This is a genomic window from Microvirga vignae (genome assembly GCF_001017175.1).
GTDB lineage: Bacteria > Pseudomonadota > Alphaproteobacteria > Rhizobiales > Beijerinckiaceae > Microvirga > Microvirga vignae.
Genome location: NZ_LCYG01000057.1, coordinates 1 through 22136, shown reverse-complemented (window position 1 = coordinate 22136; position 22136 = coordinate 1). Strand labels below are relative to the sequence as shown.

Annotated in this window: 25 protein-coding genes and 1 riboswitch; of the genes, 12 read left to right on the top strand and 13 right to left on the bottom strand. The window is 62.5% G+C overall.

Annotation, left to right across the window (positions count from 1 at the left end):
* Nucleotides 1–3 precede the first annotated feature (3 nt).
* Nucleotides 4–615 (bottom strand): YqgE/AlgH family protein, encoded by a 612-nt coding sequence (locus AA309_RS21300; protein WP_047191074.1) that lies wholly within the window; start codon nucleotides 613–615, stop codon nucleotides 4–6.
* A 106-nt stretch (nucleotides 616–721) separates the two neighbouring features.
* Here AA309_RS21300 and AA309_RS21295 point away from each other — a divergent pair, with 106 nt between their 5' ends.
* Together AA309_RS21295 and AA309_RS21290 are read left to right on the top strand one after the other, a co-directional pair.
* Nucleotides 722–1549, top strand: coding sequence for a protein-disulfide reductase DsbD domain-containing protein (locus AA309_RS21295; protein ID WP_052954913.1), 828 nt, complete (start codon nucleotides 722–724; stop codon nucleotides 1547–1549).
* A 40-nt stretch (nucleotides 1550–1589) separates the two neighbouring features.
* Nucleotides 1590–2072: a peroxiredoxin gene (locus AA309_RS21290; RefSeq protein ID WP_047191035.1), complete on the top strand. Its 483-nt coding sequence runs from the start codon at nucleotides 1590–1592 to the stop codon at nucleotides 2070–2072.
* A 64-nt stretch (nucleotides 2073–2136) separates the two neighbouring features.
* Here AA309_RS21290 and rnhA read toward each other — a convergent pair whose 3' ends face one another.
* From rnhA to ispH, 3 genes are read right to left on the bottom strand one after another with little or no spacing between them, the layout of a single operon-like run.
* Nucleotides 2137–2595, bottom strand: coding sequence for a ribonuclease HI (gene rnhA / locus AA309_RS21285; RefSeq protein ID WP_047191034.1), 459 nt, complete (start codon nucleotides 2593–2595; stop codon nucleotides 2137–2139).
* A complete protein-coding gene (locus tag AA309_RS21280; protein WP_047191033.1) occupies nucleotides 2592–3557 on the bottom strand; it encodes a homoserine kinase in 966 nt (321 codons plus the stop codon). Before AA309_RS21280 ends, rnhA begins: the two co-directional genes overlap by 4 nt.
* A gap of 3 nt (nucleotides 3558–3560) precedes the next feature.
* A complete protein-coding gene (gene ispH, locus AA309_RS21275) occupies nucleotides 3561–4520 on the bottom strand; it encodes a 4-hydroxy-3-methylbut-2-enyl diphosphate reductase (RefSeq protein ID WP_150117676.1) in 960 nt (319 codons plus the stop codon).
* Nucleotides 4521–4665: 145 nt separating this feature from the next.
* Between ispH and AA309_RS21270 the strand changes: the two genes are divergently transcribed.
* From AA309_RS21270 to AA309_RS32345, 3 genes are read left to right on the top strand one after another with little or no spacing between them, the layout of a single operon-like run.
* The gene (locus AA309_RS21270; RefSeq protein WP_047191031.1) at nucleotides 4666–6516 is read left to right on the top strand and encodes a monovalent cation:proton antiporter-2 (CPA2) family protein; all 1851 of its coding nucleotides are present in this window, start codon (nucleotides 4666–4668) and stop codon (nucleotides 6514–6516) included.
* Nucleotides 6516–7895: an MATE family efflux transporter gene (locus AA309_RS21265; protein WP_047191030.1), complete on the top strand. Its 1380-nt coding sequence runs from the start codon at nucleotides 6516–6518 to the stop codon at nucleotides 7893–7895. The genes AA309_RS21270 and AA309_RS21265 overlap by 1 nt, the downstream gene beginning before the upstream one ends.
* 25 nt (nucleotides 7896–7920) lie before the next feature.
* Complete coding sequence (locus tag AA309_RS32345; RefSeq protein WP_052954912.1) at nucleotides 7921–8661, top strand: DUF937 domain-containing protein; 741 nt, start codon at nucleotides 7921–7923, stop codon at nucleotides 8659–8661.
* On the opposite strand, the gene AA309_RS21255 is transcribed toward AA309_RS32345, so the two are convergent.
* Nucleotides 8658–8969 (bottom strand): DUF1127 domain-containing protein, encoded by a 312-nt coding sequence (locus tag AA309_RS21255; RefSeq protein ID WP_047191029.1) that lies wholly within the window; start codon nucleotides 8967–8969, stop codon nucleotides 8658–8660. The two genes, AA309_RS32345 and AA309_RS21255, sit on opposite strands and share 4 nt — an antisense overlap.
* A gap of 262 nt (nucleotides 8970–9231) precedes the next feature.
* Between AA309_RS21255 and AA309_RS21250 the strand changes: the two genes are divergently transcribed.
* Entirely contained in the window at nucleotides 9232–10122 is an 891-nt protein-coding gene (locus AA309_RS21250) for a LysR substrate-binding domain-containing protein (RefSeq protein WP_047191028.1), read from the top strand.
* Nucleotides 10123–10170: 48 nt separating this feature from the next.
* On the opposite strand, the gene AA309_RS21245 is transcribed toward AA309_RS21250, so the two are convergent.
* Nucleotides 10171–11100, bottom strand: coding sequence for a DMT family transporter (locus AA309_RS21245; RefSeq protein WP_047191027.1), 930 nt, complete (start codon nucleotides 11098–11100; stop codon nucleotides 10171–10173).
* A gap of 484 nt (nucleotides 11101–11584) precedes the next feature.
* Here AA309_RS21245 and AA309_RS21240 point away from each other — a divergent pair, with 484 nt between their 5' ends.
* Together AA309_RS21240 and AA309_RS21235 are read left to right on the top strand one after the other, a co-directional pair.
* Nucleotides 11585–12199, top strand: coding sequence for a hypothetical protein (locus tag AA309_RS21240; protein WP_150117675.1), 615 nt, complete (start codon nucleotides 11585–11587; stop codon nucleotides 12197–12199).
* 157 nt (nucleotides 12200–12356) lie between these two features.
* On the top strand, nucleotides 12357–12638 hold the full coding sequence (locus AA309_RS21235; RefSeq protein WP_047191025.1) for a hypothetical protein: 282 nt from the start codon (nucleotides 12357–12359) through the stop codon (nucleotides 12636–12638).
* Here AA309_RS21235 and AA309_RS21230 read toward each other — a convergent pair.
* Nucleotides 12635–12895, bottom strand: a complete 261-nt coding sequence (locus AA309_RS21230) for a hypothetical protein (RefSeq protein WP_047191024.1) — start codon at nucleotides 12893–12895, stop codon at nucleotides 12635–12637. The genes AA309_RS21235 and AA309_RS21230 overlap by 4 nt on opposite strands.
* Nucleotides 12896–13463: 568 nt before the next feature.
* Here AA309_RS21230 and AA309_RS21225 point away from each other — a divergent pair.
* Nucleotides 13464–13790: a hypothetical protein gene (locus AA309_RS21225; protein ID WP_047191023.1), complete on the top strand. Its 327-nt coding sequence runs from the start codon at nucleotides 13464–13466 to the stop codon at nucleotides 13788–13790.
* A gap of 160 nt (nucleotides 13791–13950) precedes the next feature.
* On the opposite strand, the gene AA309_RS21220 is transcribed toward AA309_RS21225, so the two are convergent.
* From AA309_RS21220 to AA309_RS32330, 6 genes are all read right to left on the bottom strand, one after another.
* Nucleotides 13951–14682 (bottom strand): energy-coupling factor transporter transmembrane component T family protein, encoded by a 732-nt coding sequence (locus tag AA309_RS21220; protein WP_047191071.1) that lies wholly within the window; start codon nucleotides 14680–14682, stop codon nucleotides 13951–13953.
* Nucleotides 14676–16364: an ABC transporter ATP-binding protein gene (locus AA309_RS32340; RefSeq protein ID WP_052954911.1), complete on the bottom strand. Its 1689-nt coding sequence runs from the start codon at nucleotides 16362–16364 to the stop codon at nucleotides 14676–14678. The genes AA309_RS21220 and AA309_RS32340 overlap by 7 nt, the downstream gene beginning before the upstream one ends.
* Nucleotides 16339–16923 carry an ECF transporter S component gene (locus tag AA309_RS21210; RefSeq protein WP_047191022.1) on the bottom strand — a complete coding sequence of 195 codons (585 nt, stop codon included), beginning with the start codon at nucleotides 16921–16923 and terminating at the stop codon, nucleotides 16339–16341. Before AA309_RS21210 ends, AA309_RS32340 begins: the two co-directional genes overlap by 26 nt.
* A 38-nt stretch (nucleotides 16924–16961) precedes the next feature.
* Complete coding sequence (locus AA309_RS21205) at nucleotides 16962–17570, bottom strand: YkoF family thiamine/hydroxymethylpyrimidine-binding protein (protein ID WP_047191021.1); 609 nt, start codon at nucleotides 17568–17570, stop codon at nucleotides 16962–16964.
* Nucleotides 17561–17672: riboswitch (TPP riboswitch) on the bottom strand. Its footprint overlaps the gene before it by 10 nt.
* A gap of 95 nt (nucleotides 17673–17767) precedes the next feature.
* Nucleotides 17768–18460: a helix-hairpin-helix domain-containing protein gene (locus AA309_RS36680; protein WP_052954910.1), complete on the bottom strand. Its 693-nt coding sequence runs from the start codon at nucleotides 18458–18460 to the stop codon at nucleotides 17768–17770.
* Between the two features lie 116 nt (nucleotides 18461–18576).
* Nucleotides 18577–19134, bottom strand: a complete 558-nt coding sequence (locus tag AA309_RS32330; protein ID WP_052954909.1) for a PRC-barrel domain-containing protein — start codon at nucleotides 19132–19134, stop codon at nucleotides 18577–18579.
* Nucleotides 19135–19429: 295 nt separating this feature from the next.
* On the opposite strand from AA309_RS32330, the gene AA309_RS21190 reads away from it, so the two are divergent.
* The 3 genes from AA309_RS21190 to AA309_RS21180 are packed head-to-tail and all read left to right on the top strand — an operon-like array spanning nucleotide 19430 to nucleotide 21980.
* Nucleotides 19430–20401 carry an ABC transporter substrate-binding protein gene (locus AA309_RS21190; RefSeq protein ID WP_047191020.1) on the top strand — a complete coding sequence of 324 codons (972 nt, stop codon included), beginning with the start codon at nucleotides 19430–19432 and terminating at the stop codon, nucleotides 20399–20401.
* On the top strand, nucleotides 20401–21210 hold the full coding sequence (locus AA309_RS21185) for an ABC transporter ATP-binding protein (protein WP_047191019.1): 810 nt from the start codon (nucleotides 20401–20403) through the stop codon (nucleotides 21208–21210). Before AA309_RS21190 ends, AA309_RS21185 begins: the two co-directional genes overlap by 1 nt.
* The gene (locus AA309_RS21180) at nucleotides 21207–21980 is read left to right on the top strand and encodes an ABC transporter permease (RefSeq protein ID WP_047191018.1); all 774 of its coding nucleotides are present in this window, start codon (nucleotides 21207–21209) and stop codon (nucleotides 21978–21980) included. The genes AA309_RS21185 and AA309_RS21180 overlap by 4 nt, the downstream gene beginning before the upstream one ends.
* Nucleotides 21981–22136 lie beyond the last annotated feature (156 nt).

The window sequence follows — 22136 nt, the reverse complement described above, 5'->3', positions numbered from 1 at the left end:
GCATTAGGCGTGCCCAGCTTCCATCGAGAGCATGGCAGGCTCGATGCCGATCCGGCGCAGGGCCATTTCATAGCGAATGTCGGCAGGCGTGGTGAAGATGAGCTCGGCATCGGCGGGACAGTTCAGCCAACCGTTGGCCTGCATCTCGAGTTCGAGCTGGCCAGCGCCCCAGCCCGCATAGCCGAGGGCGAGAATCGCATTCTTTGGGCCGCGTCCCTGAGCGATCGCACGCAGGATATCGATGGTGGCGGTCAGGCACACGCTGTCGTCGATGGGCAGCGTGGACTGGGCGATGTGGAAATCGGGCGAATGCAGCACGAAGCCACGGCTCGTCTCCACGGGCCCGCCCATCAGAACCTGCATGCGCCCCACCTGCTCCGGCAGACGGATCCGCTCCAGTTCCGGCACGATCTCGAGCTGGACCAGGAGATCCGGCATGGTGACGTTTGCAGCAGGACGATTGAGAATGATACCCATCGCGCCCTCTGACGAATGCGCGCAGATATAAATCACCGCGCGGGCGAAGCGCTCGTCCACCATGCCGGGCATCGCCACGAGCACCTGCCCGTCGAGATACGGGGAGTCGGCGCCATATGAGGTTTGCTGAAAGCTCATGTCTCGAAATCTGCCTTGCTGGGCCGACAACCCGATCACGGGATCGTGGATGGCAGCCCCGAAGAAAAAACGCATAAAGGAAGCGCCTCAGGGAGGCGTCAGTTCCATGACAACCACATTCCGCATCGCCGCATCAGCCTTTTTTGTGATTCTGTCCTTTTTCCCCGCGTTTGGACAGCCCTTCCCCTCCACGTCATCATCGCAGGGCTTCCACTCGCAGGTCCGCCTGTTGTCCGGGGGCAAGCAGGGGGAGACATGGCTCGCTGGCATCGAGATCGGCCTTGACCAGGGCTTCAAGACCTACTGGCGCAATCCTGGTGAATCCGGCTTGCCGCCGAGCTTCGACTGGTCGGCCTCGGAGAACGTGGCCAGCGTCGAAGTCCGATGGCCCGCCCCCAAGCGCTATGAAGATGCGGCTGGCGTCTCCTATGTCTACAGCCACAAGGTCGTCCTGCCGGTTGTGGTCAAGCCCGCAGCGGCGGACAAGCCGGTCAGGCTGGCGCTGACCATCGATTACGGCATCTGCAAGGATATCTGCATCCCGGCTCATGCAGAGCTGAACGTACCGCTCTCGGACGGCGGCTCTGACCGCAAGGTCATCGAAGAGGCCATGGCCAAGGTGCCTCCTCGGCAACCCCTAGGAGCCAAGGGTGATCTCGCGGTGCTGTCTGTCCAATCGGCTGGCGGTGATGGGCCCACCCTGAATGTCGCCGTTCGCGTGCCATCAGGCACGAAACCTGTCCTCTTCGCGGAGGTACCGGACGGCTGGTATGTCTCAACATCGACACCAGACGCAGATAACCGCTTTACCGTGTCGGTCGACGAAAGGCCGAAGGATGCATCCGGCCCGATTCCTTTGACCCTGACGCTGGTTGCAGGGGACAAGGCCATCGAGACGCAGGTGAGCCTCGACGTCAGCGGACAGCCGCGCTAGTGAAGAGCAATCCTCAAACAACAGCTTTGGAGCATTGTGCATGGCCATTCAGGTTGGAGAACGCCTTCCCCAGGTCACCTTCCGCGTCATGACCCCGGACGGGCCGGTGGCGAAGACCACGGATGACCTCTTCAAGGGGCGTAAAGTTGTGCTCGTGGCGGTTCCGGGCGCTTTCACCCCCACCTGCCACCGCAACCACCTGCCCGGCTATGTGCAGCGCGCCGAGGAGATCAAATCGAAGGGTGTGGATTCCATCCTGGTGACCGCCGTCAACGACGTCTTCGTCATGGACGCCTGGAGCAAGGCGGCTGGAGCCGACGGCATCGAGTTCCTGTCGGACGGCAATGGCGATTTCGCCAAGGCGATCAAGCTGACCATGGACGGCTCAGGCTTCGGCCTCGGCCTGCGCTCCCAGCGCTACTCGATGGTGGTTGAGGACGGCGTGGTGAAGGCGATCAATGTGGAAGACACACCGTCCAAGGCCCAGGTCTCGGGCGCGGAGAACATCCTGAAGGATCTTTGATCCTTTCGATCTGTCGCAATGAAGCCCTTGTTCGCTTGAAGGCGCCAAGGGCTTTTTCATTGGGCTATGACCTTGCACCCTTCTTGAAGGGCTGCATGGCGGCCACCGCCAGTTCGTCGACGCGAATGTTGGTGGGATCGTCCGCGTGGCCCTTCACCCAGTGCCAGGCCACATCGTGCCGGGATGCTGCGTCATCGAGCTCCCGCCACAGGTCCTCGTTCTTCACGGGCTTGTTGTCGGCAGTCCGCCAGCCGCGACGCTTCCAGTTGTGCATCCACTGCGTGATGCCCTGGCGCACATATTGAGAATCCGTGAAGAGATCGACCGCGCAGGAGCGCTTGAGGGCATTCAGTCCCTCGATGGCAGCCCTGATCTCCATGCGGTTGTTGGTGGTGTGAGCCTCCCCGCCGGAAATCTCTTTCTCGCTGCCTTTGAAGAACAGGATTGCGGCCCAGCCGCCTGGTCCGGGATTCCCCGAGCAGGCGCCGTCCGTGTAGATCATGACACGCTCAGGGCCGCTCATGCCCCGAGCCCATATTCGCGGGCGTGCTTCACATGGGTGTGGAAATGGAGCTTGCGGTCGTATTCCAGCGGATCCTTCGGCTTCACGAGCGCGCCCGGCGGTACGTTGAGCCAGTCCACGAGGCGGGTGAGCATGAAGCGCATGGCTGATCCCCGGCAAAGAACCGGCAGGGCCTCGATCTCCTGCGACGTCAGCGCGCGAACGGCCTGATAGCCGGCCAGCATGGCCTGACCCTTGGTGAGATTGAACGACCCGTCCGGCTCGAAGCACCAGGCATTCAGGCAGATAGCCACGTCATAGGCGAAGGCATCCGTGCAGGCGAAGTAGAAGTCGATCAGCCCCGACACCTCGGAACCGATGAAGAACACGTTGTCCGTGAAGAGATCGGCGTGGATGATGCCGGTGGGCAGGCCCTTGGGCCAGGCCTCCTGCAGATAGGCGAGTTCGCGCCTCGTGCGCTCCGCCAGACCGCCTGAAACCGTATCGGCCTGCGCCTCGGCCTGAGCGAAGAGCGGCGCCCAGGCATCGAGCGACAAGGCATTGGGCCGGTTCATCGCAAAATCCTGGCCAGCCAGATGGAGCTTCGCGAGCGCCCCGCCCAGAGACTCACAATGCTTGGCGGTGGGACGGCGCACGGCAATGCCGTCCAGGAAGGTGATGATCACGGCAGGCCGCCCGGCAACCCGGCTGAGAGCCCGACCCTGGCGGTTGTTGACGGGAAGAGGGCAGGTCAGGCCCTTGTTGGCCAGATGCTGCATCAGCCCGAGGAAGAAGGGCAGATCCGCCTCCCTCACCCGCTTCTCGTAAAGCGTCAGGATGTAGGAGCCCTTGGTGGTATGGAGGAAATAGTTCGTGTTCTCCACACCCTCGGCGATTCCCTTGTAGGAAAGAACCGTGCCGATATCGTAGGTATCGAGAAAGCTTGCGAGTTCCTCGTCGCCGACTTCCGTATAGACTGCCACCGTTTACTCCGCCGCCTGCTCACGCAACTCGCGCGGCAAAGGAAAGAACACGCTCTCGTCCGCCGTCGATACGCTTTCCACCGACACCTCGTAGCGCTCGGCGAAGGCATCGATGATTTCCTCCACCAGGATTTCCGGGGCGGAGGCACCGGCCGTGATACCGAGCCGCCGGACATTCCCGAACACCGACCAGTCGATATCCTCGGCGCGCAGGATCAGGCGGACCACGGGGCACCCTTCCCGCTCGGCCACTTCGCGCAGGCGCTGGGAATTGGAGGAATTGGGCGAGCCCACCACGATCATGGCATCGACCTGCGGCGCCACGCGCTTGACCGCGCCCTGGCGGTTCGTGGTGGCGTAGCAGATGTCTTCCTTGTGCGGACCGACGATGGAAGGGAAGCGCTCCTTCAGGGCATCCACCATGTCCTGGGTATCGTCGACCGACAGGGTCGTCTGCGTCACGAAGGCTAGGTTCTCCGGGTCGGCCGGCTGAAGCCGGGCAATGTCGTCCACGGTCTCGACCAGGGTCGCCGCCCCTTCCGGCAGCTGGCCCATGGTGCCGATCACCTCCGGATGGCCCCCATGGCCGATCAGGATGATGTGGCGGCCCTTCTTGTGGTGCACCTGCGCCTCCCGGTGAACCTTGGTCACCAGGGGGCACGTGGCGTCGATGGCGAAGAAGTTGCGGGCCTGGGCAGCCTCGGGAACCGATTTCGGCACTCCGTGGGCCGAGAAGATGACAGGAGCCGTGGTGTCCGGGATCTCGTCGAGCTCCCGCACGAAGACCGCCCCTTTGCGCTTCAGGTTTTCCACCACGTATTTGTTGTGCACGATCTCGTGGCGCACATAGACCGGCGCTCCATGGATCGCCAGCGCCTTTTCCACGGCGTCGATGGCGCGGACGACCCCGGCGCAGAAGCCGCGCGGGGCGCAAAGCAGGATGTCGAGGGGTGGCTTCGTCATGATCCCGCGATGTGGCGAGACGAGGCCGCTCCTGTCAAGCGGGAGCGACGCTTATTCGCGGCCAAGCTTCTGACAAGAAAGGCTCGCCCTCGGGAAAAAGACTCCCTAGAAAGGATACACCCCCTCACCGGATTCCGATTGCCCGATGGCCAGCACAGCCTCTCACGTCAGTTTTCTCCCACCTGTCCTGACCTTCTGCGGGGCGGCCGTGATTGCCGTGCCCGTCTTCCGGCTCATCGGCTTGAGCGCCGTGCTCGGCTATCTGGCGGCCGGCATCATCATAGGTCCCTCGGTTCTCGGACTCGTCGGCGATCCGCAGACCATTACGACTGTGGCGGAACTCGGCGTGGTGCTGCTGCTCTTCATTATCGGGCTGGAGCTCAAGCTGTCCCACCTCTGGTCCATGAAGCGGGACATCTTCGGCTTGGGGTTCACCCAATTGGGCGTAACCGCGCTTTGCCTCGGCGGGGCAGCGCTTGCCATCGGCTTTGGACCCAAGGCCGCCTTTGTGACAGGCATCTCGGTGGCGCTCTCAGCGACAGCCATCGCCCTTCAGATGCTCGGAGAGCGCAACGACCTGCAAACTCCTTATGGGCAGCGCTCCTTCGCGATCCTACTCTTCCAGGATCTTTCGGTCGTTCCCATTCTCGCCATCCTGCCTCTCCTGGCCTCCGGCGTGGCCGTGGAGCAGGACTCAGTCCTCGACCGACTGTTTGCCGCGGGAGAGACCATCGCCGCCATCGCCGCGGTGATTCTGGTCGGCCGCTATGGACTGAATCCCTTTTTCCGCATACTGGCGCGCACCGGCTCCCGCGAGGTCATGACCGCATCGGCGCTTCTGGTGGTGCTGGGTGCGGCCCTGCTCATGCAGGAAGTCGGCCTCTCCATGGCCATGGGTGCGTTCCTCGCCGGCCTGCTACTGGCCGAATCGAATTTCCGTCACCAGCTCGAAGCCGACATCGAGCCGTTCCGCGGCATTCTCCTCGGCCTGTTCTTCATGAGCGTGGGCATGTCCATCGATCTCGCCCTGGTACGGGAGCAATGGGTATTGCTGGCTCTTGCGGCTCCGGTCGTGATCCTTGGAAAGACTGCGCTCATCACCATTCTCTCGCGTCTATTCGGCGCGAGATGGCGCGAGGGCTTGCGGTCGGGCACGCTGCTCTGCACCGCCGGTGAGTTCGCTTTCGTGCTCTTGCCCGTCGCCACGAGCGCCGGATTGATGCCGCAGAACGAGGCGCAACTGGTCACGGCTCTGGCGGCGATCACGATGCTGCTCGGCCCGATCTTTTCGAGCCTGGTCGAAAAGGCTCTGCAATCCCGCCCGGACATTGCGGACCATGCCGACATGAATGAACTGCTGGGCCATGAGAGCGAGCGTTCGAGCCGGGTTCTGGTGATTGGCTTCGGACGTTTCGGGCAAATCGTGAATCAGGTTCTGTTGTCGCGGAACATCAACGCCACCGTGATCGACAAGAACGTGGAGCGTGTCCGCGATGCGGCTCGCTTCGGCCTCAAGATCTACTACGGCGACGGAACGCGCCTCGACGTGCTGCGCGCGGCCGGCGCTGAGAAGGCAGAGATGATCTGCGTCTGCACGGACGAGCCTGACACGATCGAGAGGATCGCCGAGATCCTTCACGAAAACTTTCCGAGTGCCCGGAGCTTCGTGCGTGCGTTCGACCGGATCCATGCGGTGAAGCTGCTGCAGATTGGCGTCGATTACCAGCTTCGCGAAACGTTCGAATCCGCCATCGTCTTCGGTCGCTCGGCGCTCGAAGAACTCGGGGTCGAAGCCGAAGTCGCTGCCAGTGCGGCGCAGGATGTGCGCAAGCGCGACATCGCGCGCTTGTTCCTCCAGAAAGAGATTGGCGCGATGGGCGGCGCGGAGCTCGTGGTGGGGGCCAGGATTGCGCCTGAGCCCCTCACCTCCCCGACCGGCAAGGCCAAGGCGTTGAGCCCTGAAACGCGCGACATCCTCGGCGAGGGAGCCCTCTGATGGATGCGACCTCTGCGGAACGCACAGCAGAGACTCGCACTGACACTCCGGTCTTCGTGCAAGGCTCGACCATGCGCCATGTTCTCGTGATGACAGGAACGGGAGCCGCAGGCCTGATCGCCATCTTCATCGTCGACCTGGTTTCGCTGCTCTACATCTCCTGGCTGAACGATCCGAGCATGACGGCGGGTGTCGGCTTGGCGACCGTCGTGATGTTCTTCACGGTCTCCATCAATGTCGGCCTGATGATCCCCATTGGCGCATTGGTCTCGCGCGCACTCGGGGCGCGTCAGCCTGAGGATGCAAGGCGGCTTGCGACCTCCGGCAGTATTCTCATGACCATGATCGGCGCAGTCGTCAGCTTGATCGTGCTGCCGTTCCTGCCTCAAATCCTGGGAGCGATGGGCGCGAGCGGCCAAGCGTTCCAGGTGGCGCAGGGCTTCCTTTGGATTGCCTTGCCGACGAATGCTCTGATGGCGCTCGGTATGGCATTCTCCACGATCTTACGTGCTGCTGGCGATGCTAAGCGCAGCATGTATGCAACGCTCTCGGTTGCTATCGTCACGGTCGTCCTTGATCCCATCACGATCTTCGTCATGGACTTGAAAGCTGACGGCGCCGCTTGGACGATCAATCTTGCGCGTGTCGCCTATCTCGTCGTCGGCTATCTTTATCTCACGCGCACTCACCGATTGCTCACACAACCCAGCCTGCAATCGGTCATCCGCGATGCGAGGCCGTTCTTCGCCATTGCCATTCCCGCGATCCTCACCAACCTCGCTGCTCCCGCAGCGAACGCCTTCTTCACCGGCATCATGGCTCAGTTTGGCGATCAGGCGATCGCAGCCTCTGCCATCATCGACCGCGTGACGCCCGTCTCCTTTGCCGGCGTCTTTGCCCTGGCCGGCGCCATCGGCCCCGTTCTTGGACAGAACTGGGGCGCCGGGCGTTATGACCGCATGAGGCAGACGTTGAAGGACTCTCTCACCTTCATGGTCGTTTATATATTGAGCGTGTGGCTCCTGCTTTTCCTGCTGCAGGTGCCCATCGTCATCGCCTTCAATGCGCCGCCGCTCACGGCCGAGCTGGTGCAGTTCTTCTGCCAGCTCAGCGGCTTCATCTGGTTCTTCATCAGCCTCGTCTTCGTGGCCAATGCCTCGTTCAACAATCTCGGTTACCCTCTGCTCTCCACTTTCTTCAACTGGGGACGGGCGACGCTGGGCATGATCCCGTTCGCCTATTTCGGGGCGCAGATCGGAGGCCCCAAGGGCGCGCTGATCGGCATTGGGGCCGGATCGATCGTGTTCGGGATTGCAGCCATCATCACTGCCTTCTGGACAATCCGGCGTTTGGAGAGGCAAGCTGTTCCAACACCATAGGCGCAAAGCGTTCGAGGAGTCTGCCATGTTCAACTGGTTCGATCTGATGCGACAGGCGCAGACCCAAGCGGGCATCGAGGCCTTGGGGCGGCAGTTCCAGCTCTCGGGCGATCAGCAGCAACGAGCCATGGCTGCCCTCATGCCGGCCTTCGTCATGGGGCTGCAGCATGCCATGGCCAGCAATGACCCCAACCGCTTCCTTCAGTCCCTGATGAGCAGCGGCTATCAGAATTTCTGGCAGATGGCAGGGCGGACCTTCTCTGCGCAGGCCCAGCAGGAGGGTCGAAAGCTGCTCGACCAGCTCTTCGGCTCGGATGAGGCAAGCCGTCGCGTTGCGCATCAGGCTGCGGATTTCGCCGGCATCGGCGTCGAGACGATGCAGCAGATCCTGCCCATCTATGCGGGTATTCTCGCGGGCGGATTGGCTCAATGGATGACGGCACAGTCTCAGGCTGTCCAAACCTTCACGTCACCTGGTACGGCAGAGAAGCCCAAGCAGGAAGCGACCAATCCCTGGGCGGAGCTATGGGCCGCATGGATGAAGGCTCCGGAGCCCGAGAAGAAGCCGGCCGCCAATCCATTCCTGGACATGATGGCAGGTTTTATGCAGATGCCGGCTCCCGAAAAGCCGCAGGAACCAGCACCCTCGTCTTCATCCTCATGGGGAGAGATGATGGAAAAGGGACGCGAGATGCAGATGCAATATCTCACGTCCCTTCAATCGATCCTCGAAGATGCCTGGGGAACAGGCTCCAAGAAGTCTTAAACGCGGCTCACAAGCGGAACCACGGGCCGCGGCTTGCGTGCGGCAGTCGACCTGAGAACCTCTGCGGGACGCCCGACACATCGAACCAACACCCATGACGGATGGTGATGGATGGGCTCCGCCAGAGCGCTCACCACATCGCTGCGCGTTAGGCCGATATCCTTGAGCATGCGTTCATCGAACTCGGCGAGGTTCTTGACCTCTCGGCGATCCTTGAAAGCTTTGGCGAGGGAGATGAGCGAACGCGCGAACTGAGCCAGGATCTGCGAGCCGGGGAAGGTCGAGACAGGTGCTGCAGACCGGGTCATGTGAGGTCTCCTTTCGCTTGTAAGTGGCCTTCAAGATTTTTCAGGAACGACTTGGAACGCTCCGTTCCAGGGCGTTCCAGCCGTTCCAGGGGCGTTCCAGGAAATGCTATGGAACGCCCCACAGGAAATAAATTGCGTAACCTTTTGATGTAAAAGGCTAATTTTTGATCCTACTGGAATGTATAGCATGGGATGTTTCATCACTTGAAACGATTATTTGAGATATGTATCATCATCTAAATTGATGGGGAGGACTCACGCCATGCATTTGCTCGACATCGACCAGCTCCGGACCTTCGTGGCGATCGCGGATACGGGGTCGTTCACCCGTGCGGCGGAGATCGTGCACAAGACGCAGAGTGCGGTATCCATGCAGATGAAGCGGCTGGAGGACCGGGTCGGCAGGCCTATCTTCGAGCGTGACGGACGCCTCTCCAAGCTCACGGACGAGGGCGAGCGGCTTCTCGATTACGCACGCCGGATCGTGCGGCTGAATGCGGAATGCATAGCCGCCTTCAACGAGAACGAGCTGACGGGACGCGTGCGCCTGGGACTGCCCGATGATTACGCCGACCGTTACCTGCCGGAGATCCTGGCGCGCTTCTCGCGCTCGAACCCGAAAGCCGAGGTGACGGTGATGTGCGAGCCGACGCACAACCTGATCGAGCGCGTGCAGCACGGCGATCTGGATCTGGCCATCATCACCCATGTGGACCGGCGCGGCCCCTCCGAGATCGTGCGCATCGAGCAGCTCCTGTGGGTCACGTCCGCGCGCCATGGCGTACACGAGGAGAGCCCGATCCCGCTGGCCCTCGGCCGCCCGAACTGCGACTGGCGCCACTCGGCGACGGAGGCCCTGGAGAGCGCGGACCGCGCCTTCCGGGTCGCTTATGTGAGCTATCATTCGACCGCCGTGGGCGCGGCGGTTCTCGCAGGTCTCGCCGTGTCGGTTCTGCCGGAAAGCGCCGTGCGTCCCGGCATGCGGATCCTCGGGCCCTCCGACGGCTTTCCCGCCCTGCCCTCGTGCAAGATCGGCCTCATCCGCGCACGCGGCGAGGAGAACCCGCTTGCCGATGCTCTGGGCTTCCACATCAAGCAGTCGCTCGACAATCTGGGCTCCACGCGCCCGGTGTTCCAGGTCGCTGCCGAGTGAGGTCGCTGCCGAGTAAAGCCGCCGAGTAAGGCCGCTGCGGAGCAGGCCTTACTTCGCAGCCGGTTTGCGCAGCACCAGCACGTTGCCGCAGAGCGCCAGCACGACGCCTAAACCTGCGAGCGGCGTCCACACATAGCCCTCGATCAGCGTCGAGACCGTGAGCGCCACGATGGGGAACAGCACCGTCGCATAGCCCGCGCGCGCGGCGCCTAAGCGTCGCAGCAGCGTGAGATAAGACATGAAGGCCAGCACCGACGCGCCGATGGCGAGATAGAGCAGCGAGCCGATGTATTTCGCGGTCGGCTCGATGACGAAGGCATTGCCGCGTAAGCCGTTCAACGCCAGCAGCACCACGCAGCCATAGGTCATGCCCCAGGCGGTTGCGGAGAGAAGCGGCGCGCCGCGACGCTGCACCAATGTCGAGATCATGTTGCCGGAGCAGAAGAACAGCGTGCCCATCACGCAAAGCCCGAGACCTTTCAGCGCCGCCGCATTGAAGCCCGCGCCCGTGATCTCCGGCCAGAACAGAAGCCCGATGCCGGCGACGCCGATCACGCCGCCCAATGCCACGCGCGGCTCCACCTTCTGCCGGAAGATGACGAAGCTCAGGATCAGGTTGAACACGGAAGCGAGCGAGAACACCACGGAGAGCAGGCCCGACGGCACGCTCAATCCGCCGTAATAGAACGAGATGAAGTTGAAGGAGAACAGGCAGCACCCCACCGCCGCGAAGCGCAGGTGATCGGCAAGCGCAAAGCGCACTTGGTGGCCGGTGACGAGCACCCATCCCCACATGAGCGCGGCCGAAAGCAGGAAGCGCCACAGCACCGACATCTCCGGAGCCACGACCCCGAGCTGCGCGCGGATGCCGATCCAGCTCACGCCCCACAGGAACACGGTGGCGGCATAGAGCCCGAAGGTGGTTCCGTCGAAGCGCTTGGCGTCCGGCGCGGACATCATGGCGGTGGCCTGGGTCATGGGTGCGTCCCGATTGTCTGAAGACGCTCCGATTACGCCGATCGGACCATCAGCACAAATGATGAAAAGTCATCGATTGCCGCTGGAACGGTGATGAAACGTTCCAGAGCCCTCCCCTGGAACGCCCCCTGGAACGGTCCTGGAACGGCTGGAACGCCTGAACCGGGTCGTTCCAGGGCTGACATCCCCAAGGGAAGACAGTCCCGGACGTAGCGGAGCACCGATCCGGGATCGTTCACCGAACCTTCCTCGTCATGGCCGGGCATGTCCCGGCCATCCCGACAAGAAGGGCGCGGCGCTATTCGGATCGGGATCACCAGCACAGGGCCGGGGATGACGACAAAAGGATTGCTCCATTCTGCACGCGATCCCATCGGCTGCCCCGCAGAATGACGGAAGCTGCCTGAGCCCTCCAACCTTGACCGTTTCCCACCATACGCTACATTGTTCATGGTTTGTTCTCATCGATGAAGAGCCCGTGGTCATGACGTCGTTACCCTCCTCCCCCGCCCCATCAGATCCCGACGGCCCCGCTCCCTCAGGGATCCGGGAGAAGCTTCCGCCTGACCGGATTGCCCTGATGCGCGACTGGGTGGAGTGCACCACCCGTTCCTACAGGCGCATCGGACAGGAGCTCGGCGTCTCGGTCTCCACCGTCTCGCGCTATGCGGCCGAGGGCCACTGGAAGCGCCCGGCCGGGGCTGCCCCGCCGCCCGCCATCGCCAGACGCAACCCGGAGCCCTCGCGCCGGCGCAATTCCGCACACCCGCGGGCGGGCGACCGGCGCGGGCAGATCGTCGACCGGCTCTGGACTCTCGCGGAGCGTCATGCCGAGGTTCTGGAGACGCAGCCCATCGAGCGCGCGGAACGCGCCCTCCAGCCGCTCGCCCGCCTCACTCGGACGCTGGGAGAGATGGACAAGCGCATCCGCCCGCCCTCCGGGCCCGACGACGATGCCCCCGACCTCAGCAAGCCCGAGGGCCGCACCCTGCACGAGCTGCGCGACGAGCTTCAGGCCCATCTCGACCGCATCATGGAGGAGGAAGGCTATGGCTGGGAGGTGCGGGAATGGTGGTTCGAGGATGGGGCGGGGATTTGAGGCGCAGCGTGCTTGGTCGGCCGCGGCCTCCCCCGTCATTCCCGCACGTATTGCGGGCATTCACGCCTTTTCCATCGTGAAATGTGCGACTGATTGATCCAAGAGATTGTAGAAGATCCTGGAGGGCCTAATTATTTCGCAAATGTGGAGGTTTTCCATGTCGATCGACCAAGACGAATTGGTCGGATTGGAACTCGATCAGGCAAAATTGGCCCAGCTTGATCTCGACATAGCCGAAGGCGAGCGGCGAGTCGCAGCACAGGCTCGCCTCATCGAGGAACTCGCCCAGACGGGCCAAGAGACGATGGCTGCCCAAGAGTTGCTTCAGGCCATGCGGGACGATCTCAAGGACTTGCGCAGCCACCAGGATTTGATCCGCAAGCTCCCGAGCATACCGACGGAAGATAGCGAAACCTTGGCTCGTCCCTTGCCATTCTAAGCCCCATCACAGTCGCAGTCCGGGCTGCAGTCCCTGCTCAGGTAGACCACCTGGAGACCCCACTTCTCGGCCAGAGCCAAGGCCCGTTGCCGCGTATCCTCCCAAGTAGTGTCCGTATACTCGCTCTCCAGGTGACAGCCCGACCCGACGAACCTGTACTGCAGCCCGATGAAGGGCTCCCAGAGTTCCTCGATGAGCAGATATTTGTCCTGGTCTGCGGGTCTCTCCCCCTCGGCCAGCCGCTTGAATTCGGGCATTGATCCCTCCTTCTGTAGGCGAACTGGCTCATTATCCTCCATCTTCACCGATCCTGATAGCCCCGCAGCCTCGCTCTCGAAGAACAGACCAAATCGCAGTGGTCTGGGACTCCAGTTGCCCCGCTGGCCATGGCCCTCCTTCGTCGTCCCGGGGCCGCGCAGCGGAGCCCGGGATCCATAATCACGACTTCCAAGACAGAGCGGCCAGCCTTGCGTCTTCTTTTGAAACCTCGCAGTTCTGGATTCCCGCCTGCGCGGGGATGACGAGGGAGCGCGGCCATGACGGTGGAGGATGCGGCTCGATTGCGGCAACTCCATTGACCCCTTGCCACTGTTACGTGTTATCTCATCACCGGAGCCGGGCGCACCCGGTTCTGGGGCGTGAGAACCTCAACCCATGGCGGCCGGTATCGGCCGTGACGATGCCTTCCCAGCCTTACGGCCGGGGAGGCGGTGACGCATGTCCAGGGCGAGAGCCTAAAGGTCATCGCGGTCGTCCATGGGCGGCTTCTCAACTCCCCGACCACCAGCGGCGCTGGTGGTCGCTTCACGTAAGGGAGTTGTTGCGATGGACCAGCCCTATTCTCCGTGGGCCGACTGGCTCTCCAAGTTCCACACTTGGGCCGAAGCCATCCAGGCCCTGTGGCTCGTCGCCGTGCCGCTGACCCTGCTCGGCCTCACATGGCTCGTGATGCGCGGCCTGCGCGACCTCATCGGCCCCGCGCGTCATGACGAGGGCCGCCTGATCTACGGCGTGTACCAGGACGCCCAAGGCCGCTGGATGGTCTACCGGCACAACCGCCAGCCGCAGGAGATCGACTGGGAGAACGCGCCACCGGAGCTGATCGGACGCGGACAGATGATCGATGGCGTGTTCAGGCGGCCGGAGGTATGAGAGCTGCCCCTCCTCGTCATGCCCGCGCTTGTTGCGGGCATCCACGTCCTGGAAACACCGCTGCAATGAGACGTGGATCCCCGGATCAAGTCCGGGGATGGCCATGACAACGCAGCTGGTGACGACGCAGCTGGTGACGACGCACTTGGCCCATTCCAACTCACAGCAGCGTCACACCACACAATCCGATTGCCGCCAGTCCTATGATGACGAACACGCCATCGCCGCGCCTGAAGCGTGGAGCGTTCAAGACCGTGCGCGGCCCCTTAGGCGAGAGGCCGCGGGCTTCAAGCGCAATGGCGGTGCGTCCGGCGCGGCGGACGGCGTAGGCGAGAAGCGGGATGACGAGGCGGAAAACCTGCACGGGGCCGGGAATCCGGCGGGGCGGGCGACCTGCTTTCATCGCGTGGGCGATGCGCATCTGCTGCGCCTCCGCGGCAAGGTCGGGTACGAGCTGCATGGCGGCAAACAGCGAATAGCCGATCCGTGGCGGCAGCTTCGCGCTGACCATCAGCGCGCGCACGAAAGCGCCGGGATCGGTCGTGAGTGCGAAGAAGGCGGAAACCATCCCGCAGGCGATCGCGCGAAAGAAAAGCACGAGACCGGCCGAGAAGCCGGACGATTGCAGCAGAGCCTCGCCTGCCATCTTCACGGCAAAATCGCTTTCCTGCCGGAAGAAAACGCTCGTCGTGAGAAAACCGAAGCCGAACAGGGCGAACGGCAGCATGAGAGCGCCCAGCACGAGCGGCGATGTGCGGTTGAAGGCAACGAGGGCCACGCAGACCAGAGCGATGAGTGCGATCTGAAACAGCGCATTGAAGGCGAGGATCGATGCAACAAGCGCGACGATGCAGACGAAAAGGATGGCAAGTGGGTGACGCGCTTTCAGCATGGCGCGCTCCGTCGCAGCCATCGGACGGCCTGCCGATGTGCGGACTCCACCAATCCGGCGCGACGCAGAAGGGCTGCATCGTCCATCAGATCCTGCGTGGGGCCATCGGCCAGGATTCCACCCTCCCCCACCACAATGGAGCGAGGACACAGGCGCGACGCGAAATCCAGATCATGCGTAATAACCGCAATGGCGCGCCCCGTGTCATGCAACGACTCGATTTGCTCGATCAATCTGGCAACACCCCAGGCATCGAGCCCCGCCGTCGGCTCGTCGAGCACGAGCAGGGGCCAGCGATCGGAGACCGTGAGCGCGGCCAGCGCCAGACGCCGCTTCTGCCCCTGTGACAGCTCGAAGGGATGCCGGCTCTCAAGGCTCGCCAATTCCCACCGGGCCAGCATCTCTGCCACGCGATTACTTTTAAGAGCGGCCGGCATATCGTCGGGCAGCGCCGTCAGAAGCTCCTCCTGCACCGTGCCCGCGGTGAACTGGTTCTCCGGTCGCTGGAATGCATATCCGGCGGGGGCGCCTTTGCGCTTTCCTGCCTTCAACGGCAGGAGACCGGAGAGGCAAAGACCGAGCGTGGATTTTCCGGCGCCGTTCGCGCCGAGGATGCCGAGGATCTCGCCTTCCCAAATGCTCAGATTCACATGCCGCAACACGACAGGGCCGAGAGAGGGAGCGCAATCGGCCTCGATCAATTGCGTCAGCATGGGCGATTGCCGGGATGGAGCCGCGACACGCGGTGCATAGGCTTCAACGAAGGCCTGCACGGCGGGGCGTGCTTGCGCGATCTGCGACGGAGATGCAACGCCGGGCTCCAGGTGCGCCAGCGCTTCCGCAATCGACAGGGGCGCTGTCGGCGGTGCGATATCGGCCTCTTCAAGCCGTCCGTCGAGAGCAGAGGCGACCGGGCACCAGATGCCCTGCGCCATCAGAAGATCGCGCCTCTCGCGAAAGACAATGCGCGGATGCCCTTCAGCGACGATGGTGCCGTCCCGCCCCAGCACGATCAGCCGGTCGATGAACTCGATCAGGCCTTCCAGCCTGTGATCGACAATGAGAATGCTGCGCTCAGGGTCGCCGTGCGTGAGCAGCGCATGAAGACGATGGGCCGCCTCCGGAGCCAGATGCGCCGTCGGCTCGTCGGCGATGAAGAATTCAGCCTCCTGGACGAGCGTTGCGGCCAGCGCGACAAGCTGCTTTTCCCCACCGGAGAGCGTGGAGGAGCGGCGCTTTCGCCATGCGTCGGGCAGTCCGACGCGGCGCATGGCCCGAGCGACTTTCTCCGCAATGACGGCGGGCGGGATGGCGCGGTTTTCGAGCGCAAACGCGATCTCGTCTTCCACGCGCATGCCGGTCAGCGTCTGATCGGCATCCTGGAAATATTGCGCGACCCGCGCAGCCCAGGCCCATGGCTTGCGTGCCGCGACACGCTCGCCGAAGAGGAGAATCTCGCCATCCACCTTCGCCGGAATGCTCTCCGGGACGAGGCCCGTCAGAGTGAGCAGAAGCGTGGACTTGCCCGAACCGGAGGGCCCGAGCAGCAGCACGCGTTCACCTCTGTTGATCGACAGATCAACACTTCCGACAGCGCTTGTCGTCGTGAAGGGATAGTGGACACTCACCTCCCTCCACTGCGCCACAAGTGCAGGATCAGGCTGCTGCGGCTCGCTTGTCATGATCGATCGCCAGACCTGCGAGCGCGCCGGTCTTGTAGAGCGCCTGCACGATGACATGCCCCATCCAGCCGCCGAGCAGCGCGCCGCTCACGCAGCGCAACGTGAACATGGCGATCAGGATTCCAGGCTGCAGCGCCCCATAGTCGAAGCGGACCCAGGTATAGGCGAAGGAAAAGATCGCAGCGCCGACGCCGGCGGCCATCATGACCGGCAGCGAATAATTGCGCCAGCGTGTCGCTGCGAACACCAGCTCTGCCCCTGCGCCCTGCACGGCCCCCGTGACCAGGAGCATCAGCCCGGCCGGGCTGCCGAGCAGGATCTGCACGCCTGCGGACAGCACTTCCGCCGCGAAGGCGACACCCGGCTTGCGGATGATTGCGGCTGCGACCATGGAGGCGACGAACCAGAAGCCCATCACCACATCCATCGTTAGAGAGCCGAAGAGGGCCTGCGCGATCAGCCAGACCTGAACCCACCCGAGATAGAGCACGGCAAAGACCGCGCCGAGAACGGCGACAATGAGGGTTTCCCTCAATGTCCAGATACGTGAATTGGGCATGTTAGCCTCTTGTGACGGGAGGAAAGAACGAGGGGACTTCAGACTGCCGTCGGGCTGTTGGCCGAGACCTTGAGGTCGAGGGCCACATGCCCCTGCGGCGCACCGAAACGCAGAAAGGCTTCGCTCAATGTCGCGAAGACGGGGCCCGCATCCCCGCGCAGCTTGGTGCAGAAATTTTTCGATTTGTCGAAAACACCGGAATGCTTGAGGAATTCGATGCAGCCGTAGATCTCGTCCATGTGATGCCCGCTGCCGAGCGGATAGAGCGAGAATTGCGCGGCAACGCTTTGCCCCATGCGCGGCGCGGCCTCCACGGCGCCAAGAGCCGCAGCAATCCGCTCCGGGAGCGGCTTGTCGAAATTCACGTCGGCAATCGGCGTGCAGATTGGATCGTCAGGCTCGCCGGGGCACCCGCGGGAAACGGTTGCGGCGAGAACGCAGTGCGGTCCATGACGGGAAGCCGACACGAAGAGATCGCGCATGGCAGGGAAGAGCTGATCGGGCGGACCGACGAGAAGGGTCGAGATGTCGTCCGTCTCGATTCTGAATGTGGGCCTGTAGGGATCGAGCGCTTTGATCGCCTCGAGAATGATGCCGACGAAATCGTCGGACATCGGATAGAGGGAGACCTGTGCTCCTGAAAACATTGCCGCCTCGCTCCGCTGGTATTATCCAGATCAGCTGAAGGGTCCGACGGCATGTCGCCATCATCTCAGCCCCGGCCATACGGAGCACCCCTGTGGAATGAGAGGGATTTAGCACCCACGCTCACTCCCATGCAAGGGGAAAGATATTTCTTCGGCCGGACATTGTCCCGGCAGCGCGCATCGCTGGAGCGAAGATCTCACCGAACGGTGATCTGATCCTTGATCTTCTCGTAGACCGAGCGGCGGAGCACCTTGCGCTTCACCAGATCCTCCACCGAAGCATAGGGACGGCCCTTGATGATGGCGCGTCCGAGCGGGCCTACGTTGCGTAAGGAATTGAGCTGCGCGACGGATGCGGTGTTGAGGTCGACGAGCCCGGTTCCTTGAGCCGGATTGTTTGCGATGCTCGCGACGTTCACGGCGCCTGTCATTTCCGGAGCAGCGGGACGCGAGGCTTCATTGGCGCCGGCCTGCTCCGTCTCAGGCCGTCGCGTGTCGCCGCTGGGGCCGACAGGCTCAGTGGTGGCCTGATTGCGGCTCGTGTCAGCCGCCGGCGTGCTGGCATGAGCGTCTTCCTGAGCAGGCTCGTCTGGAGCCACGGAAGGCATGGCGCTGGCGGAGGTCAGACCAGGCGCGCTTGGGTCCGCAGTCGCAACCTGCAGGGATGCGGTCCGCTGAGGATCGTCGGCGGAATGCGGTGCGCTTGTGCCGTCAGGCTGCCGGTCGGCGGCGGCAACGGCCTCCAGTGAAGGGCTTTGGTCTTCCACCGACAGGGAAACGGCAAAAGCGCCTGCTGCCGCAAGCCCAAGTACGGTGACGACGCGCAGCAGCTGAAATCCGGCGACGCCATGTGACCTGCGGGACGATCGAGAGAGAGGGCCTATCTGCATGTTGAGACTCGCACGCTGTTTCACTCGTGAGCAACGAAGGCAAGCCCTTGGTATTCCTGCGATATGGCAGATAAGTGGCAAACAAAAATCAGGTTATAGCGTTGGCTATTCAGCTTTTACGTCAGATTAAGCCAGTACTTCTGCATCTCCCGTTCATGGATTTCATTGAGTTTGCCTCTGCGCTCGTCCGTGAAGACTGGAGCGGCGCGCAGCTGCTCTTCCGTGATGTCGGTATGGTAGCCCTCGAGCTCCGTGTCGTAGGTGAGCTTGTCCCAGGGAATGGTGTGATGGTGAACGCCCACGCCGAAGAGACCGCCGAACGTCACATCCACATAGAGGACGCGCCCACTCACCTTCTCGATGATAAGACGCTTGATGGTGCCGATCTGCGCGTTGTTGCGGTCATAGACGGCTGTTCCCTCGACGCGGTCGCTTTCGATGATGGGTCTTGGTGCGGCTTGCTTCAGGGGACCTAAGAGGTAATAGCCGTTCTCCAGGATGCCGGAGGCAACGACGGCCCGGCTGACATCGAGAGTCCATTCCTCATCCGGTCCGATCTCCTGGACCCGGGTCCATGGCCCATATTCGGCTGGTAGCTGAGATGCACGCGGCTCATCGGTGAATCCGCGCAGTCCAGGCGTGTCCTTGGCCTGGAACACATAATAGGTTCTCATGACGGCCTCCCTTTTCGACAGGGCGCCCCCGTTTTCGATTTCCTCACAATTCCCGTCGCAGTGCAAGAACTTGAGTGTTCTTTCTCGTGCGATGCAGCAGGCTTGCAACGCCTTTTCTTTCGATGACTAGAATAAGGCCAAGGATAGAGGAAGCAGAACTGATTATACGGTAATCGTCGTGTGATTAATTCGATAGCAATCCAGTGCTCAAAGGGGGTATAACCAGATCCATATGAGCTGATTGACCCGCGGGTCATACAGCTTAGCCTCTTTCGGTTGCTGGAGGACCTACACAATGCAACGAATTTGGCGGCTTCTTCTTGTGCTGTCGGCGTTCTGGTTGGCTGGGCAGGCGCCCGCCCTGGCGCAAGGCACGACCCTGCGGGTCGGGCATTTCCCCAACATCACACACGTCCAGGCTCTCGTAGCCCGCGCCATGGAGCGGCAGGGAAAGGGCTGGTTCAAGGACCGGCTCGGACCGGACGTGAAGATCGAGTGGTACGTCTATAATGCAGGCCCGAGCGCCATGGAGGCGCTCTTTGCGCGATCCCTCGACCTGACCTATGTGGGTCCCAATCCCGCCCTCAATGCCTATGCGCGCTCGCGCGGCGACGAAGTGCGCGTGATCGCGGGTGCCGTGAACGGCGGCTCCGCTCTCGTCGTGCAGCCGGATTCCGGCCTCGCCAAGCCTGCCGACTTCAAAGGCAAGCGCATCGCTACGCCGCAATTCGGCAACACGCAGGATGTGGCGGCCCGCGCCTGGCTTGTCGCCGGGGGCTTACGCATCACCCAGACAGGCGGCGACGCACAGGTGGTTCCCACCAGCAATCCCGACCAGCTCTCCTTGTTCCAGAACAAGCAGCTCGACGCCGTGTGGACCGTTGAGCCATGGGTGTCGCGCCTCGAAGCGGAGGTCGGCGGCAAGGTTCTGGTGGAAGAGAAGGACGCGATCACCACCGTGCTCGTCTCGAGCGCCGAGTTCCTGGCAAAGAACCGCGATATGGCCAAGCGCTTCGTAACCGCGCATCGCGAGCTGACCGAGTGGATCAAGCAGAATCCGGATGAAGCGCAGCGCCTCGCCCGCGAGGAACTGCAGGCGTCCTTCAAGATCGACATGAATGCCGAACTCCTGGCCCGCGCCTGGGCTCGCATGAGCATCACGCCGGAAGTGACGCTTGCGGCATTCCAATCCTTCGTCACGAGCGCTCAGCAGGTCGGCTTCCTGCGCGGCACGCCCGATCTCGGCCGCTTGATCGAGGCACCATAATGCAAGTGGCTCCTTTCCATTCCTCAGAAGCCCGACGCGCGAAGCTCGTCATCGAGGGCGTCTCCAAATGGTTTACGCCCTCCCGCAGCAGCAAGGTGCAGGCGCTGGACAATGTCTCCCTCACCGTAGCAGAGGGTGAGTTCATCTGCCTGCTCGGCCCCAGCGGATGCGGAAAATCCACATTGCTGGACATCATTGCAGGCCTCACCAGGCCCGATGCGGGGCAGGTGCTGGCCGACGGCAAGGTTGTCGATGGACCCGGGCGGCAGCGCCTGGTGATGTTCCAGGAATCGGCATTGTTTCCATGGCTCGATGCGTTCGGGAATGTGATGTTCGGTCTCAAGCTGCGACCGGACCTCACCAACAAGGAACGGCGCGAGATCGCCAATGAATATCTCGAACTCGTGGGCCTCACGAAGTTCAAGCATGCGCAGGCCCATCAGCTATCAGGCGGCATGAAACAGCGCGTGGCCCTGGCCCGCGCGCTCGCTCCCGATCCGCAGGTGCTGCTGATGGACGAGCCTTTCGCGGCTCTGGATGCGCTCACGCGCGACCAGCTTTATGAGGACATTCAGCGCATCTGGATGGAAAGCCGCAAGACCATCGTGTTCGTCACGCACAATGTGCGCGAGGCCGTGTGTCTTGGCGATCGCATTGTGCTGATGTCACCCTCTCCGGGTCGGATTGCGCAGATTTTCGACATTCCCCTGCCCCGTCCGCGCGACATCAACAGCCCGGAGCTTGCCGCTTACGCATCGAGGATCGCGTCGGCACTGAAAGGCACCATGAAAGGAGCGGCTTCTGAATGAAACGCGCGGCTCTCGCCTTTATCTTTTTCGCAGTTCTCATCGGTCTGTGGGAGCTGGCAGTGCGCAGCGGACGCTGGTCCGCCGTGCTTCTGCCTTCGCCCATCTATGTGGCGGAATACGTCTGGAGCGCTCTCCTTGACGGCACGCTTCTGGAATCCACCTGGGTGACACTCAAGCGGCTGCTGGTCGGCTATGCGGCCGGCGTTCTCATCGGCCTTCCGCTCGGGCTTCTCACCAGCACGACACGGTTTCTCGAGGACACCGTCGGCTCGCTCGCGTTGGGGCTGCAGACGCTGCCGAGCGTCTGCTGGGTGCCGCTGGCGCTCGTGTGGTTCGGACAGACGGAAAGTGCGATGCTTTTCGTCGTGATCATGGGCACCGTATGGTCCGTGATCATCGCCACCGATCACGGCGCGCGCAACATCCCCCCGATCTATGCCCGCGCGGCCCGCACCATGGGTTCGGTCGGCTTTCACAAATGGACGCGGGTGATCCTGCCCGCCTCCCTGCCGTTCCTGGTCACCGGCATGAAGCAGGGCTGGGCTTTTGCCTGGCGTTCGCTGATGGCAGCGGAGATCTATGTCACGATCCTCACCGGCTTCGGCCTCGGCCACCTGCTCCATTACGGGCGCGAGCTCAATGCCATGGAACAGGTGATCGGCATCATGCTGGTGATCGTGATCATCGGGCTCCTGGTGGATCGGCTCATGTTCTCACCCTGGGAGGGATTTTTGCATCGCCGGTGGGGCACGAACGTGAGAGAGGCCTAAAGCATCGGACGTGAAAAGTGGAGTCCACTTTTGGGTCCGATGCTTCCTCTTTCAAACAGAGCATCGTTGAAAGAGGAAAACCGCGTCCACTTTTCCACACGATGCGCTAGAGGGTGTCTGGAAAATCGGTTGGGCCCATCTGAAGGGGCATGACAG

Bases quoted from the DNA above. Each gene is read 5' to 3' on its own strand.
- AA309_RS21300 (WP_047191074.1), bottom strand. From the start codon at position 615: ATGAGCTTTCAGCAAACCTCATATGGCGCCGACTCCCCGTATCTCGAC.
- AA309_RS21295 (WP_052954913.1), top strand. From the start codon at position 722: ATGACAACCACATTCCGCATCGCCGCATCAGCCTTTTTTGTGATTCTG.
- AA309_RS21290 (WP_047191035.1), top strand. From the start codon at position 1,590: ATGGCCATTCAGGTTGGAGAACGCCTTCCCCAGGTCACCTTCCGCGTC.
- rnhA (WP_047191034.1), bottom strand. From the start codon at position 2,595: ATGAGCGGCCCTGAGCGTGTCATGATCTACACGGACGGCGCCTGCTCG.
- ispH (WP_150117676.1), bottom strand. From the start codon at position 4,520: ATGACGAAGCCACCCCTCGACATCCTGCTTTGCGCCCCGCGCGGCTTC.
- AA309_RS21270 (WP_047191031.1), top strand. From the start codon at position 4,666: ATGGCCAGCACAGCCTCTCACGTCAGTTTTCTCCCACCTGTCCTGACC.
- AA309_RS21265 (WP_047191030.1), top strand. From the start codon at position 6,516: ATGGATGCGACCTCTGCGGAACGCACAGCAGAGACTCGCACTGACACT.
- AA309_RS32345 (WP_052954912.1), top strand. From the start codon at position 7,921: ATGTTCAACTGGTTCGATCTGATGCGACAGGCGCAGACCCAAGCGGGC.
- AA309_RS21255 (WP_047191029.1), bottom strand. From the start codon at position 8,969: ATGACCCGGTCTGCAGCACCTGTCTCGACCTTCCCCGGCTCGCAGATC.
- AA309_RS21250 (WP_047191028.1), top strand. From the start codon at position 9,232: ATGCATTTGCTCGACATCGACCAGCTCCGGACCTTCGTGGCGATCGCG.
- AA309_RS21245 (WP_047191027.1), bottom strand. From the start codon at position 11,100: ATGACCCAGGCCACCGCCATGATGTCCGCGCCGGACGCCAAGCGCTTC.
- AA309_RS21240 (WP_150117675.1), top strand. From the start codon at position 11,585: ATGACGTCGTTACCCTCCTCCCCCGCCCCATCAGATCCCGACGGCCCC.
- AA309_RS21235 (WP_047191025.1), top strand. From the start codon at position 12,357: ATGTCGATCGACCAAGACGAATTGGTCGGATTGGAACTCGATCAGGCA.
- AA309_RS21230 (WP_047191024.1), bottom strand. From the start codon at position 12,895: ATGCCCGAATTCAAGCGGCTGGCCGAGGGGGAGAGACCCGCAGACCAG.
- AA309_RS21225 (WP_047191023.1), top strand. From the start codon at position 13,464: ATGGACCAGCCCTATTCTCCGTGGGCCGACTGGCTCTCCAAGTTCCAC.
- AA309_RS21220 (WP_047191071.1), bottom strand. From the start codon at position 14,682: ATGCTGAAAGCGCGTCACCCACTTGCCATCCTTTTCGTCTGCATCGTC.
- AA309_RS32340 (WP_052954911.1), bottom strand. From the start codon at position 16,364: ATGACAAGCGAGCCGCAGCAGCCTGATCCTGCACTTGTGGCGCAGTGG.
- AA309_RS21210 (WP_047191022.1), bottom strand. From the start codon at position 16,923: ATGCCCAATTCACGTATCTGGACATTGAGGGAAACCCTCATTGTCGCC.
- AA309_RS21205 (WP_047191021.1), bottom strand. From the start codon at position 17,570: ATGTTTTCAGGAGCACAGGTCTCCCTCTATCCGATGTCCGACGATTTC.
- AA309_RS36680 (WP_052954910.1), bottom strand. From the start codon at position 18,460: ATGCAGATAGGCCCTCTCTCTCGATCGTCCCGCAGGTCACATGGCGTC.
- AA309_RS32330 (WP_052954909.1), bottom strand. From the start codon at position 19,134: ATGAGAACCTATTATGTGTTCCAGGCCAAGGACACGCCTGGACTGCGC.
- AA309_RS21190 (WP_047191020.1), top strand. From the start codon at position 19,430: ATGCAACGAATTTGGCGGCTTCTTCTTGTGCTGTCGGCGTTCTGGTTG.
- AA309_RS21185 (WP_047191019.1), top strand. From the start codon at position 20,401: ATGCAAGTGGCTCCTTTCCATTCCTCAGAAGCCCGACGCGCGAAGCTC.
- AA309_RS21180 (WP_047191018.1), top strand. From the start codon at position 21,207: ATGAAACGCGCGGCTCTCGCCTTTATCTTTTTCGCAGTTCTCATCGGT.